The sequence below is a fragment of the Pseudomonas sp. Sample_11 genome, assembly GCF_004307505.1.
GTDB classification, from domain to species: Bacteria; Pseudomonadota; Gammaproteobacteria; order Pseudomonadales; family Pseudomonadaceae; genus Aquipseudomonas; species Aquipseudomonas atacamensis.
Genome location: NZ_RCOD01000041.1, coordinates 91,358 through 105,642, shown reverse-complemented (window position 1 = coordinate 105,642; position 14,285 = coordinate 91,358). Strand labels below are relative to the sequence as shown.

Annotated in this window: 17 protein-coding genes; 7 read left to right on the top strand and 10 right to left on the bottom strand. The window is 61.6% G+C overall.

Features of this window, described 5'->3' with window-relative positions; translation table 11 throughout:
• Positions 1-36: 36 nt before the first annotated feature.
• The 4 genes from D8U60_RS10915 to D8U60_RS10900 all read right to left on the bottom strand — a co-directional run bounded on the left by D8U60_RS10915 (position 37) and on the right by D8U60_RS10900 (position 3,759).
• Complete coding sequence (locus D8U60_RS10915) at positions 37-960, bottom strand: biotin-dependent carboxyltransferase family protein (protein ID WP_130900116.1); 924 nt, start codon at positions 958-960, stop codon at positions 37-39.
• On the bottom strand, positions 957-1,661 hold the full coding sequence (pxpB, locus tag D8U60_RS10910; RefSeq protein WP_130900115.1) for a 5-oxoprolinase subunit PxpB: 705 nt from the start codon (positions 1,659-1,661) through the stop codon (positions 957-959). The genes D8U60_RS10915 and pxpB overlap by 4 nt, the downstream gene beginning before the upstream one ends.
• Positions 1,658-2,410, bottom strand: a complete 753-nt coding sequence (locus D8U60_RS10905; RefSeq protein ID WP_130900114.1) for a 5-oxoprolinase subunit PxpA — start codon at positions 2,408-2,410, stop codon at positions 1,658-1,660. Before D8U60_RS10905 ends, pxpB begins: the two co-directional genes overlap by 4 nt.
• Before the next feature lie 62 nt (positions 2,411-2,472).
• A complete protein-coding gene (locus tag D8U60_RS10900; RefSeq protein ID WP_071174695.1) occupies positions 2,473-3,759 on the bottom strand; it encodes an MFS transporter in 1,287 nt (428 codons plus the stop codon).
• Positions 3,760-3,918: 159 nt separating this feature from the next.
• Between D8U60_RS10900 and D8U60_RS10895 the strand changes: the two genes are divergently transcribed.
• Positions 3,919-4,833, top strand: a complete 915-nt coding sequence (locus D8U60_RS10895) for a LysR family transcriptional regulator (RefSeq protein ID WP_071174694.1) — start codon at positions 3,919-3,921, stop codon at positions 4,831-4,833.
• 258 nt (positions 4,834-5,091) lie between these two features.
• On the opposite strand, the gene D8U60_RS10890 is transcribed toward D8U60_RS10895, so the two are convergent.
• Genes D8U60_RS10890 through D8U60_RS10880 form a run of 3 tightly spaced genes read right to left on the bottom strand, consistent with a single transcriptional unit; the run spans position 5,092 to position 6,936 of the window.
• Entirely contained in the window at positions 5,092-5,634 is a 543-nt protein-coding gene (locus D8U60_RS10890) for a DUF2937 family protein (protein WP_016771223.1), read from the bottom strand.
• Between the two features lie 12 nt (positions 5,635-5,646).
• A complete protein-coding gene (locus D8U60_RS10885) occupies positions 5,647-6,423 on the bottom strand; it encodes a class II glutamine amidotransferase (protein ID WP_039760955.1) in 777 nt (258 codons plus the stop codon).
• A 15-nt stretch (positions 6,424-6,438) separates the two neighbouring features.
• Positions 6,439-6,936, bottom strand: coding sequence for a hypothetical protein (locus D8U60_RS10880; protein ID WP_016771225.1), 498 nt, complete (start codon positions 6,934-6,936; stop codon positions 6,439-6,441).
• A 236-nt stretch (positions 6,937-7,172) separates the two neighbouring features.
• On the opposite strand from D8U60_RS10880, the gene D8U60_RS10875 reads away from it, so the two are divergent.
• Complete coding sequence (locus tag D8U60_RS10875; RefSeq protein ID WP_130900113.1) at positions 7,173-9,227, top strand: S9 family peptidase; 2,055 nt, start codon at positions 7,173-7,175, stop codon at positions 9,225-9,227.
• Positions 9,228-9,422: 195 nt separating this feature from the next.
• The gene (locus D8U60_RS10870; RefSeq protein ID WP_016771227.1) at positions 9,423-9,896 is read left to right on the top strand and encodes a cyclic nucleotide-binding domain-containing protein; all 474 of its coding nucleotides are present in this window, start codon (positions 9,423-9,425) and stop codon (positions 9,894-9,896) included.
• On the opposite strand, the gene D8U60_RS10865 is transcribed toward D8U60_RS10870, so the two are convergent.
• Positions 9,893-10,177, bottom strand: coding sequence for a hypothetical protein (locus tag D8U60_RS10865; protein WP_130900112.1), 285 nt, complete (start codon positions 10,175-10,177; stop codon positions 9,893-9,895). The genes D8U60_RS10870 and D8U60_RS10865 overlap by 4 nt on opposite strands.
• Before the next feature lie 80 nt (positions 10,178-10,257).
• On the opposite strand from D8U60_RS10865, the gene D8U60_RS10860 reads away from it, so the two are divergent.
• From D8U60_RS10860 to D8U60_RS10845, 4 genes are all read left to right on the top strand, one after another.
• The gene (locus D8U60_RS10860) at positions 10,258-10,944 is read left to right on the top strand and encodes a hypothetical protein (protein ID WP_130900111.1); all 687 of its coding nucleotides are present in this window, start codon (positions 10,258-10,260) and stop codon (positions 10,942-10,944) included.
• A 49-nt stretch (positions 10,945-10,993) separates the two neighbouring features.
• The gene (locus tag D8U60_RS10855) at positions 10,994-11,365 is read left to right on the top strand and encodes a YajD family HNH nuclease (RefSeq protein WP_122699709.1); all 372 of its coding nucleotides are present in this window, start codon (positions 10,994-10,996) and stop codon (positions 11,363-11,365) included.
• Positions 11,366-11,495: 130 nt separating this feature from the next.
• Positions 11,496-11,966 (top strand): RNA methyltransferase, encoded by a 471-nt coding sequence (locus D8U60_RS10850; protein ID WP_046816778.1) that lies wholly within the window; start codon positions 11,496-11,498, stop codon positions 11,964-11,966.
• A gap of 81 nt (positions 11,967-12,047) precedes the next feature.
• On the top strand, positions 12,048-12,425 hold the full coding sequence (locus tag D8U60_RS10845) for a DUF2892 domain-containing protein (protein ID WP_095180651.1): 378 nt from the start codon (positions 12,048-12,050) through the stop codon (positions 12,423-12,425).
• A 121-nt stretch (positions 12,426-12,546) separates the two neighbouring features.
• Here D8U60_RS10845 and D8U60_RS10840 read toward each other — a convergent pair whose 3' ends face one another.
• Together D8U60_RS10840 and D8U60_RS10835 are read right to left on the bottom strand one after the other, a co-directional pair.
• The gene (locus D8U60_RS10840) at positions 12,547-12,996 is read right to left on the bottom strand and encodes a YcgN family cysteine cluster protein (RefSeq protein ID WP_016771232.1); all 450 of its coding nucleotides are present in this window, start codon (positions 12,994-12,996) and stop codon (positions 12,547-12,549) included.
• Between the two features lie 274 nt (positions 12,997-13,270).
• Positions 13,271-14,203, bottom strand: a complete 933-nt coding sequence (locus D8U60_RS10835; protein ID WP_130900110.1) for a D-2-hydroxyacid dehydrogenase — start codon at positions 14,201-14,203, stop codon at positions 13,271-13,273.
• Positions 14,204-14,285: the final 82 nt, after the last annotated feature.

Genomic DNA, 14,285 nt, shown 5'->3' with positions numbered 1-14,285 from the left:
TCAACATCTGTGGGAGCGAGCCTGCTCGCGAAGCTTTTAGCGATCTTTGAAGCGCTGCAAATATTCGACATGCTCGCGGTGCGCGACGTCCTGCACCACCGGCCTTAACCTCACCTTCGCTCCCGGCAGGCACTGCGCCAATCGCGCCAGCGCCAGCGGTGTCAACGCACCCATGCGCGGATAGCCACCAATGGTCTGGCGATCGTTGAGCAACACAATCGGCTGTCCGTCCGGCGGTACCTGCACTGCTCCCAACGGAATCCCTTCGGAAATCATCGGCGCGCCTTGATATTGCAACGCCGCGCCCAACAGGCGGATACCCATGCGGTCGGCGCGACTGTCGATGGTCCAGGTGCTGTTAAACACATCGAACAGGCTCTGCCCGCTGAACTGGCCGATCTGTGCGCCGAGCACCAAGTCCAAAGGCGCATGCGTTTTGAAATCCGGCCGCAGCGCCGAAGGCATTTCGCGCACCGCTGACGCTTCGCCGCTGTAACCGAGCGCCGCCCCTTTGGCGAGCGGAAGGCCCATGCCATCAAGTCCGCCCAATTCTTCTCGCAGTACCGTGGCACTGCTGCCCAGTACCTTGGGCGCAGTAAACCCACCGGGCGCGGCCAGATAAGCCCGGGCGCCGAGCAAGGGTTGGGTAATCCGCAATGTCTGCCCTTTCGCCAACCGGAAACTGCGCCACGGCGCCAGCGGCTGGCCGTCGATCTGCGCGCCGAGATCCGCTCCTGCCAGCGCCAGCAGGCAATCCTCCTCAGCCACCACGGCAAACCCGCCGAGGGTGATTTCAACCACCGCCGCATCCAGTTCATTACCCAACAGCCAATTGGCCCAGCTCATCGAGCACCAATCCGCCGCGCCGCCCTGGGTCACGCCCAGATGCCGCACGCCAAACCGCCCGGCGTCCTGCAACAGGCACAGCGGCGTGCTGGCTTCGATCATCAATCGACTCATGCCAGCGCCTCCAGTGGGGTGTCATCGCCGCCCAAGCGTATGAATTCGGCGTGATCGACGGCTTCGAAGCGCACCGTGTCGCCCGGTTGCATCAGGCTGTAGCCGTCGCGATGGCGATCAAACAGTTGCGCCGGGGTGCGCCCGATCAGGTTCCAGCCACCGGGCGAGACCACCGGATAGGCAGCGGTCTGCCGCTCAGCGATACCGACGCTGCCGGCGGCGACTTTCTTGCGCGGTGTGCTCAAGCGTGGCGCGGCGAGCATTTCTTCGACCAGGCCCATGAAGGCAAAACCCGGCGCAAAGCCCAACGCGAACACCTGATATTCCCGTGCGCTGTGGCGACGAATCACCTCCTCCACCGCGAGACCGCTGCGTTCAGCCAGCAGGCTCAGTTCCGGGCCGACACTCAAGTCGTACCAGACCGGCAAGACGTGGCGCTGCCCACCGCTTCGCGCATTCGGCGTCAGATCGACCAGCGCTTCGGCGATCAATTCGCGCGCCTGCGCCGGACTCAACAGCGTCAGATCGTAATGCACCATCAACGTCGTATAGGACGGCACCAGATCGATCAGTTGTGCACCAAACGCCGTGCGCAAGCGCTCGCTGGCGGCGAGCATCCACGGCATATTGGCTTCGGCGATGTCATCGAACAGACGCAGCATCAGGCAATCGAGCGCCACCACTTCAACCCGTGTATTCATGACGCACTCGACTGCTGCAAGGCCTGGCGAATGCGCCGCACGGCGGCCACGGAACTGGCGTTGTCGCCGTGGACGCACAAGGTGTTGGCGCGCAGGATCAAGGCGCTGCCATCGCTGGCGCTGAGTTCGCCGCCACGGGCGATGGTCAACGCTTGCTCGATGATTTTTTCGGCATCGTGATGCACGGCGCCCGGCAATTGCCGTGAGACCAGCCGGCCGGCGCTGTCGTAGGCACGGTCGGCGAACGCTTCAAACCACAGCGTTACGCCGTATTCATCGCCAATTTGCTGCGCCGCAGCGTTGTCTCGGGTCGCCATCAACATCAGCGGCAGGCTGCGGTCATACGCGGCCACGGCCTGCACCACCGCGCGCAACTGCGCCGGGTTGGCCATCATGTCGTTGTACATCGCGCCGTGGGGTTTGACGTAACTCACACGCCCGCCCTGCGCCTTGCAGATGCCGTCGAGGGCGCCGATCTGGTAATGCAGGATGTCCTGCAGCTCTTGCGCGGAATACGCCATGGAGCGTCGGCCGAATCCGACCAGATCCTGATAGGCCGGGTGCGCGCCAATCTGCACGCCGTGTCCGAGGGCCAGCGCCACGGTTTTGCGCATGATGCTCGGGTCGCCGGCATGGAAACCACAGGCAACGTTGGCGCAATCGATGAAGGGCATGACTTCGGCGTCCAGACCCATGGTCCAGCTGCCGAAGCTCTCGCCAATGTCGCAATTCAATAGCAGGCGGCTCACGGTGAACACTCCTGTAGCTGCTGGTCTTTTTATCTGTAGGAGACTTCTGCGCAGGGTATCAGTTACTGCGCGTCGAGTTGCTTGCCACGGGTTTCCGGCAGGCTCAGCGCCGCGAGAATCACCACGCCGTAAGAAACCGCCGCGAAGGCGCCGATGCCCATGCTCAGCGGCACTTTCTGACTGAGCAGGCCGATCAGCAGCGGAAACAACGCCGCCAGTGCGCGGCCGATGTTGTAGCAGAAACCCTGACCCGAGCCGCGAATCCGCGTAGGAAACAATTCAGTCAGAAACGCGCCCATGCCGCTGAAAATCCCCGAAGCGAAGAAGCCCAGCGGAAAGCCCAGCCAGAGCATCACGCCATTGCTGACCGGCATCTGCGTGTAGAGCAGAACGATGGTGAACGAGCCGACCGCGAACAAGATGAAATTCTTTTTCCGCCCGAGCAGGTCGGTCAGATACGCGCTGATCACATAGCCGACGTAGGAACCGACGATTACCATCGCCAGATAACCACCGGTGCCGAGCACGCTCAAACCGCGCTCGTTCTTGAGGAAAGTCGGCAGCCAGGAGGTAATCGCGTAGTAGCCGCCCAGCGCACCGGTGGTCAGCAAGGAAGCGCGAAACGTGGTGAAGAGCATTCCCGGTGCGAAGATCTCGTAGAACTTCGCCGGGTTTTCCGGAGTTTGCGCAGCTTTGGCTTCGCGATAAATCTCAGGATCTTTCACCAGGCGACGGACGAAAATCACGAATATCGCCGGCACGATGCCGAGGATGAACAGCGCCCGCCAGGCATCTTCCGCTGGCAATACCGAGAACAGCAACGCGTACAGAATCGCCGTCAGGCCCCAGCCCAGCGCCCAGCCGGATTGCACCATGCCCACCGCTTTGCCGCGATCTTTGGCGCGGATCACTTCACCGATCAACACTGCGCCAGCGGTCCATTCACCGCCGAATCCGAAGCCCATCAGGGTGCGGGCGATCAGCAATTGTTCGTAATTTTGCGCGAAGCCGCAGAGGAAGGTGAAGAAGGCGAACCACAGCACCGTCAGTTGCAGGGTGCGCACGCGGCCGATGCGGTCGGAGAGAATCCCGGCGACCCAACCGCCGATGGCCGAGGCGATCAGGGTGCTGGTGTGAATCAGCCCCGCTTCGCCAGTGGTGATGCCCCACATCGCGATCAGCGTCGGCACAACGAAGCTGAGCATCTGCGTGTCCATGCCGTCCAGACCGTAGCCGATCTTGCAGCTCCAGAACGTGCGGCGCTCCTGCTGGTTGATGTTGCGGTACCAGTCGAACGGCCCGGGGCGCGTTACAGGTTTGGATAACGGGAGGGTGTCGGGAGCACTCATGGCAAATCTCCGCAGGGCTTTTATTGGTCTTGTTCGAAGCTCCGACGACGCCTATCGTGGGAACCGGATGCGCCGATTTTTCGTCGCCCTGCCCTGCGCCGTCCAACGAATAAAAACCCGCCTTAGGCATAAGAAAAATTTGTCAGCCGAGCCTTGTCCATGAATCTGAAGTTTCTCGAGACCTTTGTCTGGGTCGCGCGCCTGAAGAGTTTTCGCCTGACCGCTGACAAGCTGTTCACCACCCAGGCATCGATTTCCAGCCGCATTGCGGTGCTCGAAGGCGAGCTGGGCGTGAAGCTGTTTCTGCGCGATTCACGCGGCGTCAGCCTGACCCCGGAAGGCCTGAAAGTGCTCGACTATGCCGAGCAGATGCTCGACACCATGGCGGCGCTGAAACAATCGATCGAAACCCGTTCGAGCAAGGTCGGCCGGGTGCGTATCGGCGTGATGGACACGGTGATTCATACCTGGCTGAGCCCACTGGTGGCGCAGATGACCGATCTGTATCCACGGGTGGAGATCGAGTTGGTCGCAGATACCGCGCTGAACCTCTGCGACCAGCTGCAAAAGGGCTTTCTCGATCTGGTGTTGCAAACCGATCTGATCCGCCACGAAAGCGTGCGCAGCCTGGAGTTGGCCAGCCATCCGCTGGGCTGGATCGTCGCCAGCAATTCGATCTACAACCGCGACTACGCCGACCTCGCCGAACTGGCGCAAGAGCGGATCATCACCTACTCGAAAAACTCACGGCCGCATCAGGATATCGTCGCCCTGATGCAGGCCAACGGCGTCATGGCGCCACGCTTGAATTGCGTGAATTCGGTGTCAGCGATCACCCGGTTGTTGCGCGATGGCTTCGGTATCGGCGCGCTGCCGCCGGTGCTGGTGGCCGAGGAACTGGCGCGTGGCGAATTGATCTTGCTCGACATCGAGCAGCGACCAGCGAATCTGCCGGTGGTGGTGTCGTGGCGGGTCGGGGTTGAGTGGGTCGAGGAGATTGTGACGTTGTGTCAGCAGGTCTTGGCGGGGTATGCGCACAAGGTCGGCAAGGACTGCATCACCCTCACTGGATGATCAGTGGCGAGGGGATTTATCCCCGCTCGGCTGCGCAGCAGTCGTGCGGCCAACGCGGTCTTTCAGAGGTACCGCATTTGCAGGTTTTGGGGCTGCTGCGCAGCCCAACGGGGATAAATCCCCTCGCCACGGAACTCATTCGCCACAGAACCCACTCCCTCCATAGCCCATTCACCTCAGTACCCACTCACCACAGAGCCGACTCGCCACAGAATCCCCCATGCCATAAAGCCTCTCTTGCCAGCGGATGAGCAGGTCTTATAAACCGCGCACGTCGCGATCTTCGATCGGTCGGCTCTGGCGCAGGCGGCGGCCGCCGAGGACGACCCAGTCGATCAGGCGGAACAGGCATTCGATGCCGAACGACAGCAGCAACGCGCCGCTCATGCCCCAGATCATCGCCTCTGGCGTCAGCAGGATCTGGTAGCTGTAGCCGTTCCAGGTTTCCTTGCGAATGTCCGGATCAGCGGCCAGGACCACTTGCAGGAAGCGCACATACCACGGGCCTTGCATCGCCTGGAATTGCTTGTCCAGCGCGACCTGGCGGGTCAGCAAGGTGTTCAGGCTGTCGGCATCGCTGCGGAAAATCGGGTCTTCGCTGGCCCGGTAATGCGCGACCAGCGCCTGCATGTCGCCTTTGAAAAACTGATCGGCCGTGCCTTGGAAACCACGCAGGCCGGTCTGCGCTTCGATCAGATGCGCTTCGACACGCTGGGCGTAATCGTTGATAAACCCCGGCACCTGGACACCGATCAACAGGCCCGCCGCAAACAACACCAGCCGTAGATAACTGAGCAACATGGGTGCAAATCCTTATTCGGTCTTGCCCTGGCTGACGCATTCGCCGCGTCGCCACAGGCTCCATTGGCCCGGTTCGTAGCGGGTCCAGGTTTCGTTTTCGGTCAGAGGCTCGGTGGCAATCACCGTGACCACATCGTTGGGCGTGGTTTCGGCCTGGAAGTCGACAATCACATCGACATCCTTGAGCCGCGCCGGGCCGAACGGTGCGCGGCGGGTGATCTGAGCCAGTTTGGTCGAGCAGTAACAGAACAGCCAGTCACCGTCGCTGAGCAGGCAATTGAACACGCCTTTGCTGCGATATTCGGCGCACGCTGCGACCAGATCCGGCAGCAGCACTTCGATATCGACCGGTTCCGGAAACGCAGCACGCACACGGTTGAGCAGATCGCAGAATGCCGCTTCGCTGTCGGTATCGCCGACCGGGCGGTAGAAGCTTTTGATTGGAATGAAGTCGGCGAGCTGGCCGTTGTGCGCGAAACACCAGTTGCGCCCCCACAGTTCGCGGACGAACGGGTGGGTGTTGGACAGGCAGACCTTGCCGACGTTGGCCTGGCGGATGTGGCCGATGACCACTTCGCTCTTGATCGGATAGCGCTGCACCAGGTTGGCAACTTCCGACTCGCTGCTCGCTGCCGGGTCCTGAAACAGACGTAAGCCGCGCCCTTCGTAGAAGGCAATGCCCCAGCCGTCGCGGTGCGGGCCGGTGCGGCCGCCGCGCTGCATCAGGCCGGTGAAGCTGAACACGATGTCGGTCGGCACGTTGGCACTCATGCCCAATAATTCACACATGTGCGGACTCTCGGGTTACAGACGCGGCTCGACCCGCATGCGCTGCGGATTGTTCGGCACTGGCGGGCGACCGTAGCGGTCATCACCGGCGCCGCCGAACGGTTGATCATCGTCGCGCTCTTCGGCACGGGCGGCGGCCTTGGCGGCCTCGGCGCGTTCACGCCGGGCTGTCGAGGCACGCTCGATCGGCAGGCGGATCAAGACGAAAACCAGATACACCCCGAAGGCGATCATGCCGTACATGAACAGATCGGAAACCGCGCGCCAGGCGTTGTTGCCGACCTTGAACAGCATGTCCAGGGCGGTGATGGCGATGGCCGGTGCTACTTTGGCCTTCACCGGATCGACGATGGTCGGGCTGAACAGCAACACCGCCATCAGCACACGCAGCGGCTCGCGCAGCCAGCGCCACATCCAGGTGGTCAGGCGCATCCATACCAGCAGGCAGCCCACGGCGGCAAAGGCGTAAAGGCCCCAGGCGATCAGATAGTCGTTCTCGGTCATGGTGTCCATGGCAAGGCAGGCAAATTGGCGCTTATAGTAACGACTTTTCGCCCATGCGGCTTGTCCCAATACCAGACGGCCAGCAGCCGCCCCTGTGGGAGCGAGCCTGCTCGCGAATACGGACTGTCAGTTGCAACAGCTATGTCTGACACACCGCTTTCGCGAGCAGGCTCGCTCCCACAAGGGCTGCGGCGCTTTCAAGCCCTGCGAACAACCCAATTCCGAATATTGTCCGAGAGCCTCCCATGCCCGAATCCGCCAATGTCATGACTGCCCCGATTGCCCAGCGGGCGCCCGGCGCCGACCCGTATGCCTGGCTGCAGGAGCGCGACACCGAAGCGGTGCTCGACTACCTCAAGGCTGAAAACGCTTATCAGGAAGCGCAAACCGCCGATCAGGCCGAACTGCGTGAAAGCCTGTTCAATGAGATCAAGGGGCGGATTCTCGAGACCGATCTGTCCCTGCCCTCGCCTTGGGGCCCGTATCTGTATTACACGCGCACCACCGCCGGTGACGAATACGCCCGGCACTACCGCTGCCCGCGTCCTGCCGACGACAGCCTGACCCTCGATGAAAGCCGCGAACAATTGCTGCTCGACCCGAATGCGCTGGCCGATGGCGGCTTCTTCTCGCTCGGTGCGTTCAGCATCAGCCCCGATCACCAGCGCCTGGCCTACAGCGTCGATGCTTCGGGCGACGAGGTCTACACGCTGTTCGTCAAGGAGCTGTCCAACGACAGGGTCAGCGAACTGGAATTCGAGGATTGCGACGGCAGCATGACCTGGGCCAACGACAGCCTGACCCTGTTTTTCGGTGTGCTCGACGACACCCATCGCCCGCATAAACTGTTCCGCTATCGCCTCGATGGCACTGCCGCCGAAGAGGTTTTTCACGAGCCGGACGGTCGTTTCTTCCTGCATTGCTACCGCGCCAGCTCCGAACAGCAATTGCTGCTGTCGCTGGGCAGCAAGACCACCAGTGAAGTGTGGGCGCTGGACGCCAATCAGCCGCACCTGCCGTTCAGCTGCCTGGCGCCACGGGTCGAAGATCACGAATACGACGTCGACCACGGCCTGCTCGATGGCGTCTGGACCTGGTTTATCCGCACCAACCGCGACGGCATCAACTTCGCCCTGTATCAGGCCCCGGACACTGGCGTGCCGCCGAGCGAAGCCGACTGGCAGAACCTGATCCCGCACAACGAAGAAGTGATGCTCGACGGCGTCAGCCTCAACGCAGAGGCGATGACCTTGAGCCTGCGCGAAGGTGGCCTGCCGATCATCCAGGTTCACCCGCAGGGCCAGGCGTCGTATCGCGTGCAGTTGCCCGATGCGGCCTACAGTCTGCATGTGCAAAACAGCCTGGAGTTCGAGAGCGACCGCATTCGCTTGCGCTACGAAGCATTGAATCGCCCGGCCCAGGTGCGCCAGTTGATTCTTGCCAGCGGCGAACAAACGGTGCTCAAGGAAACCCCGGTACTCGGCCAATTTGATGCCGACGCCTATGTCAGCCAACGTCTATGGGCCACCGCCCCGGACGGCACGCAGGTGCCGATCAGTCTGGTGATGAAACGCGAGATGGTCGGTAAACCGGTGCCGCTGTATCTGTACGGTTACGGCGCCTACGGTTCCAGCCTCGACCCATGGTTTTCCCATGCACGCCTGAGCCTGCTCGATCGCGGCATGGCCTTCGCCATCGCTCACATACGCGGTGGTGGTGAATTGGGCGAAGCCTGGTATCGCGCCGGCAAGCAGGAACACAAACACAACACCTTCAGCGACTTCATCGCTTGCGCCGAATTCCTGATTCTCAACGGCATCACCACGGCGGAGAAACTGGCGATCAGTGGCGGCAGCGCCGGTGGCCTGCTGATCGGCGCGGTGCTCAACCAGCGCCCGGATCTGTTCGGCGTAGCGATTGCCGAAGTGCCGTTCGTCGACGTGCTCAACACCATGCTCGACCCCGAGCTGCCGCTGACCGTTACCGAATACGACGAATGGGGCAACCCGGAAGAACCGGACGTCTATGATCGGATCAAGGCTTACGCGCCGTACGAAAACGTCACCGCGCAGGCTTATCCGCCGCTGCTGGTGATCGCTGGCTACAACGACAGCCGCGTGCAGTACTGGGAAGCGGCCAAGTGGGTGGCGAAATTGCGCGCGACCAAGACCGACGACAATGTGCTGCTGCTCAAGACTGAATTGGGTGCTGGGCATGGCGGCATGAGCGGGCGCTATCAGGGATTACGTGACGTAGCGCTCGAATATGCATTTGTGTTCAAGGTTTTGGGGATTGCCTGAGGAACTCTGTGGGTGGCTTGGGTCTTAACTGCAGACCAAAAGCCCCCACCAACTCCCTGTGTAGGAGCTGCCGAAGGCTGCGATCTTTTGATCCTGGTTTTGAACGACAAGATCAAAAGATCGCAGCCTTCGGCAGCTCCTACATGGGGACCGTGTGCTCCTTGGAAACAGTGATAACAAAAAGACCGCATCGACATGTCTGAACCGACCTTTCTGAACAACGAAATCCGCGACTGGCTGATGGACTGTGGCCTGTTCGATCAATTGCAACTGGCCGACTTTGCGGCCGCTTCCGGCTATTTCAGTATCAGCACCGTGGCTGAGGGCGAGGCGATTTTTCGCGAGGGTGATGCCGGCAGTTTCATGTGCATCATCCACACCGGCCAGGTCGCCGTGCAGAAAACCGGCGCCGACGGCCAGGTGATCACCATGGCCACCCTGCGCAGCGGCCGGGCCTTCGGTGAAATGGCCGTGCTTGATGGCGAACGCCGTTCGGCCACATGCATCGCGGCGAGCAATTGTCAGTTGCTCAACCTGGGCAAGGACTCGCTGGAGAAAATGCTCAACGACGCACCGAAAATCGCCGCAAAAATCATCCGCGCCCTCGCCGTCTCGCTGTCCAAACGCCTGCGCATGGCCGACGGCCAACTCGCCGCACAACAGGTTTAACCGCCGGGGGGCTTGACCTTGTTGCCGTTCGGCTCGATGCCCGGCACCGGTTGATCCTTGCTCGGCGGGCTGGGCATTTCGATCGGTACCAGCGGTGGGCTGCCACTGCCGGCGCCCGACTTGGGCAGGGTGATCGGGGTGATCTGCGGATACGGCGTCGGCGTCGCAGTGCCGGGCGAACCGGGTTGCGGCGTCGGGCTGACTGGAACGCTCTGCTGGGCCTGCACCGCAGTAATCGCGAGCGCGGCCAGGGTAATGACCGTTAGAATGGTGCGCTTCATCAAGGGCTCCGTTTGGCCTTTAGTCTGTGCTCAGGCTACTCCCAACGCGCCTGCTTGCCTTCCCCCTTGTAGAGATTTCCATGAAACGTTTCGTTCTGCTCGACACCACCCCGATCCCTGAAAACGGCGGTGCCCTGTGCCTGTTCGAGTATGGCGAGGACTTCGTCATCAAGATCCAGGGCGGCGACGGCGGACAGTTGATGAACACGCGCATGCACGGTTCCGAGGACGCACTGGCCGAGATTCCCTGCCGCAAGGTCGCCGGCCGGCCGAATTCGCGGGTATTGATCGGCGGCCTGGGCATGGGTTTCACCCTCGCCTCGGCACTCAAGCACTTGGGCAAATCCGCCGAAGTGGTGGTCGCTGAGCTGGTGCCCGGCGTGGTCGAGTGGAATCGCGGCCCGCTCGGGGAGAAATCCGGTCGGCCATTGCTCGATCCGCGAACGGTGATCCGCATGGAAGATGTGGCCAACGTGCTGCAAAGCGAGCCGAACGGTTTCGACGCGATCATGCTCGACGTCGATAACGGCCCTGAAGGTCTGACCCAGAAGGCCAACAGTTGGCTGTACTCCGCCGCTGGTCTGAATGCCTGCGCCAAGGCCCTGCGTCCCAAAGGCGCGCTCGCGGTGTGGTCGGCCAGCGCCGACCGGCAGTTTTCCGACAAACTGAAGAAGGCCGGCTTCAAGGCCGAGGAAGTCCAGGTCTTCGCCCACGGCAACAAGGGCACCCGCCACACGATCTGGATTGCCGAGAAGCTCAAGGGCTGAGCTAAACTCTGCGCATAACCGTCATCAGTCTTTCTGCAAAGGTGAACCCATGAGTTCGTCCACCCCCACCAACACGTCGAAGCTGGACCGCATCCTCGCCGACAACCAGCGCGACAAGGAAATGGGCTACCGCGACAAGGCCCTGAAAATGTACCCGCACGTCTGCGGCCGCTGCGCCCGTGAGTTTTCCGGCAAGCGCCTGAGCGAACTGACCGTGCACCACCGCGACCACAACCACGACAACAACCCGCAGGACGGCTCGAACTGGGAGCTGTTGTGCCTGTATTGCCACGACAACGAACACTCGCGTTACACCGATCAGCAGTATTTCGGCGACGGCTCGCTGAGCACACCGAAGATCGCCAAGGCCACGCATAACCCGTTTGCGGCCCTGGCTGGCTTGATGAAAAAAGAAGAGTAAAAGCAAAGATCGCAGCCTTCGGCAGCTCCTACACGGTGTACGCCATTAGACTGTAGGAGCTGCCGAAGGCTGCGATCTTTTGATCTTATCCCCGTATAATCGCCCTCTTTTTCCCGAAGGCACCCCGCTCGTGGCAGACAAACGGTACAGCTGCATTGGTTTGTACAACCCCAAATCTCCGGAGAACGTCGGTTCGGTGATGCGCGCCGCAGGCTGTTACGGCGTGGCGTCGGTGTTCTACACCGGCAAGCGTTATGAACGCGCCGCCGACTTCGTCACCGACACCAAGCGCGTGCACTACGACATCCCGCTGATCGGCATCGACGACCTGAAAAAAATCCTTCCGCTCAACTGCGTACCCGTGGCGGTGGAGCTGGTCGACGGCGCCCGGCCGCTGCCCGAATACACCCATCCCGACCGCGCCCTGTACATCTTCGGCCCCGAGGATGGTTCGCTGGATAAAGAGATTCGCGACTGGTGCGAAGACGTCGTGTACATCCCGACCACCGGCTGCATGAACCTCGCCGCCACGGTCAACGTCGTGCTCTACGACCGCATGGCCAAGGGCCTGAACACCCGCTCCGGGCCGAAATTCCGCTGAAGCGTCGTACATTCGATGGAACAAGCTGACCGCCCTGGCAGTCAGCTTATCTATCAATCGCACCCTGCCTGGAGATAGACCATGAGCGAGCTCAAACGCGTAGAACGCATCGAATCCACCCCGTTCCAGTCGCCTTCGCACAAGAACGTGCATGGCTGGGAGCGCGTCGGCTCGTTGACCGGCGGCGTGCTGATGGTCGGCAAGGGCCTGCGCCGTGGCGGCGTGTTCGGCCTGCTGCAAGTGGCGCTCGGCGGCATGGCCGTGGCCCGTGGCATTACCGGGCACTGCTCGGCGAAAAGCCTGCTGGAAAAAGGCCGTCAGGACATGAGCAACGTGCGGGCGAAGATCGAACGCGCCGGGGAAGAGCTGAGCAAGCTGAAGACCAATGCCGAAGTGGCCACCGAAACGGCAACCGTTACCGGCAATGATTCGCTGGTCTCGCCGAAGGCCGGCGTCTGAGGCTTTAAAGCAAAAGATCGCAGCCTCCGGCAGCTCCTACACGGAATCACGTTTTCCATTATAGGAGCTGCCGAAGGCCGCGATCTTTTGATCTTTACGGGTTCAACAACCCACCACCTCATCAGCCCGCGCGAAAGATCAGATGATCTTCCCAGTCATCCTCCGGCACGCTGCCTTCGGCGAGCATGCGCCCGGACTGGGAAATCCGTTCATGGTGCACCGCATCGCGGTCGCCACACACCAGGTGATGCCATAACGGCAGATCCTTGCCCTCGCTGACCAGACGATAACCGCAGGTTGGCGGCAGCCATTTGAATTCTTCCGCCTGACCCGGCGTGAGCTGGATGCAGTCCGGGACAAACTTGATCCGGTTCGGATAATCGCTGCACTGGCAGGTTTTCAGATCCAGCAGTTTGCAGGCGATGCGCGTGTAATAGACGCTGTTGTCTTCTTCATCCTCGAGCTTTTGCAGGCAGCACAGACCGCAGCCGTCGCACAGCGATTCCCATTCCTCGTGATCGAGTTGATCGAGGGTTTTGCGTTTCCAGAACGGTTCGACTATGGCGGCCATGGCTCAAGCATCAACATCAAGGTGGTGAAAAGGCCGCCAGTCTAGTGCCAGCGGACGCAAGGGCCAAGCGCTGGCGACTGCCGGTAAATCCGCTTGTCGGCCTCAGCGCCGCCCAATGGTTCTACTGCCTCGCGCCGCCCTTGAGCGATCTGGTGGCTGAAGGCGATTTCACCCTCTCTCTGAAAAGCGAAAGATCGCAGCCTTCGGCAGCTCCTACATCTGGAATGCATTCCCCTGTAGGAGCTGCCGAAGGCTGCGATCTTTTGATGACACCTCAATATCCGCGGGTGAAATCCACTTCCCCACGCAACGCCTCACCCGCCTCGTACGCTTTCAGGTTCTGCACAAACAAATCCACCATCAGCGCCGGCGAGGTCGGTGCCGAGCTGTGCCCGGTCAGGAGCAAGCCCCACGCGGTCCAGAATGGATGGCGTTGCGGCAATGGTTCCTGACGGCAGACGTCGATCACCGCGCCGGCCAGGTGCCCTTCCTTCAAAGCTTCAACCAGATCGGCATCGACCACTGCCACACCGCGTCCAGCGTTGATGAACAGTCCGGTCGGTTTGAATTGCTTGAACAGCGCCGCGTCGTAGATATCGTGGGTGTGTTCGGTGTTCGGCAGCAGATTGACCACGTAATCCACTTCGCCCACCAATCGCGGCAGATCCGCCAGCGCGCCGACTTCGACAAACGGCGCCTGTTCGCGGGCACTGCTGGCGATGCCGTACAGCTCGACGCCGAACGGCCGCAGAAACTGCGCAACGCTCTGGCCGATGTCACCGGTGCCGACGATCAGCACCTTGCGCCCGACCAGACTCTGACCGCTGCGGTTGTCCCACTTGCGCTCGACCTGGCTGACCAGCCGCGCCAGCACTTCGCGCTCGTGGCCGAGGATGTAGGTCAAAACATATTCGGCCATGACCTGACCGAAAATCCCCACGGCGCGGGTCAGGCGATAGTCGCGGCGCAGGCCGTCGGCGAGCAGCGGCGTGATGCCGGCCCAGTTCGATTGCAGCCATTGCGGTTGATGGCCCTGGCGCAGCAGGGTCGCGAGCAGATCCGGCTGGCCCAGCCACACCGGGCAATCGGCGGCCTGCCGCGCCAGTTCGGCGGAGTCGCCGCTGGTCAGTACTTCAAGCTCGGGCAGTGCCTGACGCAGCAGGCGGGCATATATCGCGTGGTCGTGTTCAGCAATCAGAACGCGCATCTTCAAACCTTTCGCAAACCGTGCAGACAGCCGCCGGGTTGGGGCCGGCCATCGCGGTAAAAACAGTTCCAGGGTTAACCGA

Bases quoted from the DNA above. Each gene is read 5' to 3' on its own strand.
- D8U60_RS10915 (WP_130900116.1), bottom strand. From the start codon at position 960: ATGAGTCGATTGATGATCGAAGCCAGCACGCCGCTGTGCCTGTTGCAG.
- pxpB (WP_130900115.1), bottom strand. From the start codon at position 1,661: ATGAATACACGGGTTGAAGTGGTGGCGCTCGATTGCCTGATGCTGCGT.
- D8U60_RS10900 (WP_071174695.1), bottom strand. From the start codon at position 3,759: ATGAGTGCTCCCGACACCCTCCCGTTATCCAAACCTGTAACGCGCCCC.
- D8U60_RS10895 (WP_071174694.1), top strand. From the start codon at position 3,919: ATGAATCTGAAGTTTCTCGAGACCTTTGTCTGGGTCGCGCGCCTGAAG.
- D8U60_RS10890 (WP_016771223.1), bottom strand. From the start codon at position 5,634: ATGTTGCTCAGTTATCTACGGCTGGTGTTGTTTGCGGCGGGCCTGTTG.
- D8U60_RS10885 (WP_039760955.1), bottom strand. From the start codon at position 6,423: ATGTGTGAATTATTGGGCATGAGTGCCAACGTGCCGACCGACATCGTG.
- D8U60_RS10880 (WP_016771225.1), bottom strand. From the start codon at position 6,936: ATGGACACCATGACCGAGAACGACTATCTGATCGCCTGGGGCCTTTAC.
- D8U60_RS10875 (WP_130900113.1), top strand. From the start codon at position 7,173: ATGCCCGAATCCGCCAATGTCATGACTGCCCCGATTGCCCAGCGGGCG.
- D8U60_RS10870 (WP_016771227.1), top strand. From the start codon at position 9,423: ATGTCTGAACCGACCTTTCTGAACAACGAAATCCGCGACTGGCTGATG.
- D8U60_RS10865 (WP_130900112.1), bottom strand. From the start codon at position 10,177: ATGAAGCGCACCATTCTAACGGTCATTACCCTGGCCGCGCTCGCGATT.
- D8U60_RS10860 (WP_130900111.1), top strand. From the start codon at position 10,258: ATGAAACGTTTCGTTCTGCTCGACACCACCCCGATCCCTGAAAACGGC.
- D8U60_RS10855 (WP_122699709.1), top strand. From the start codon at position 10,994: ATGAGTTCGTCCACCCCCACCAACACGTCGAAGCTGGACCGCATCCTC.
- D8U60_RS10845 (WP_095180651.1), top strand. From the start codon at position 12,048: ATGAGCGAGCTCAAACGCGTAGAACGCATCGAATCCACCCCGTTCCAG.
- D8U60_RS10840 (WP_016771232.1), bottom strand. From the start codon at position 12,996: ATGGCCGCCATAGTCGAACCGTTCTGGAAACGCAAAACCCTCGATCAA.
- D8U60_RS10835 (WP_130900110.1), bottom strand. From the start codon at position 14,203: ATGCGCGTTCTGATTGCTGAACACGACCACGCGATATATGCCCGCCTG.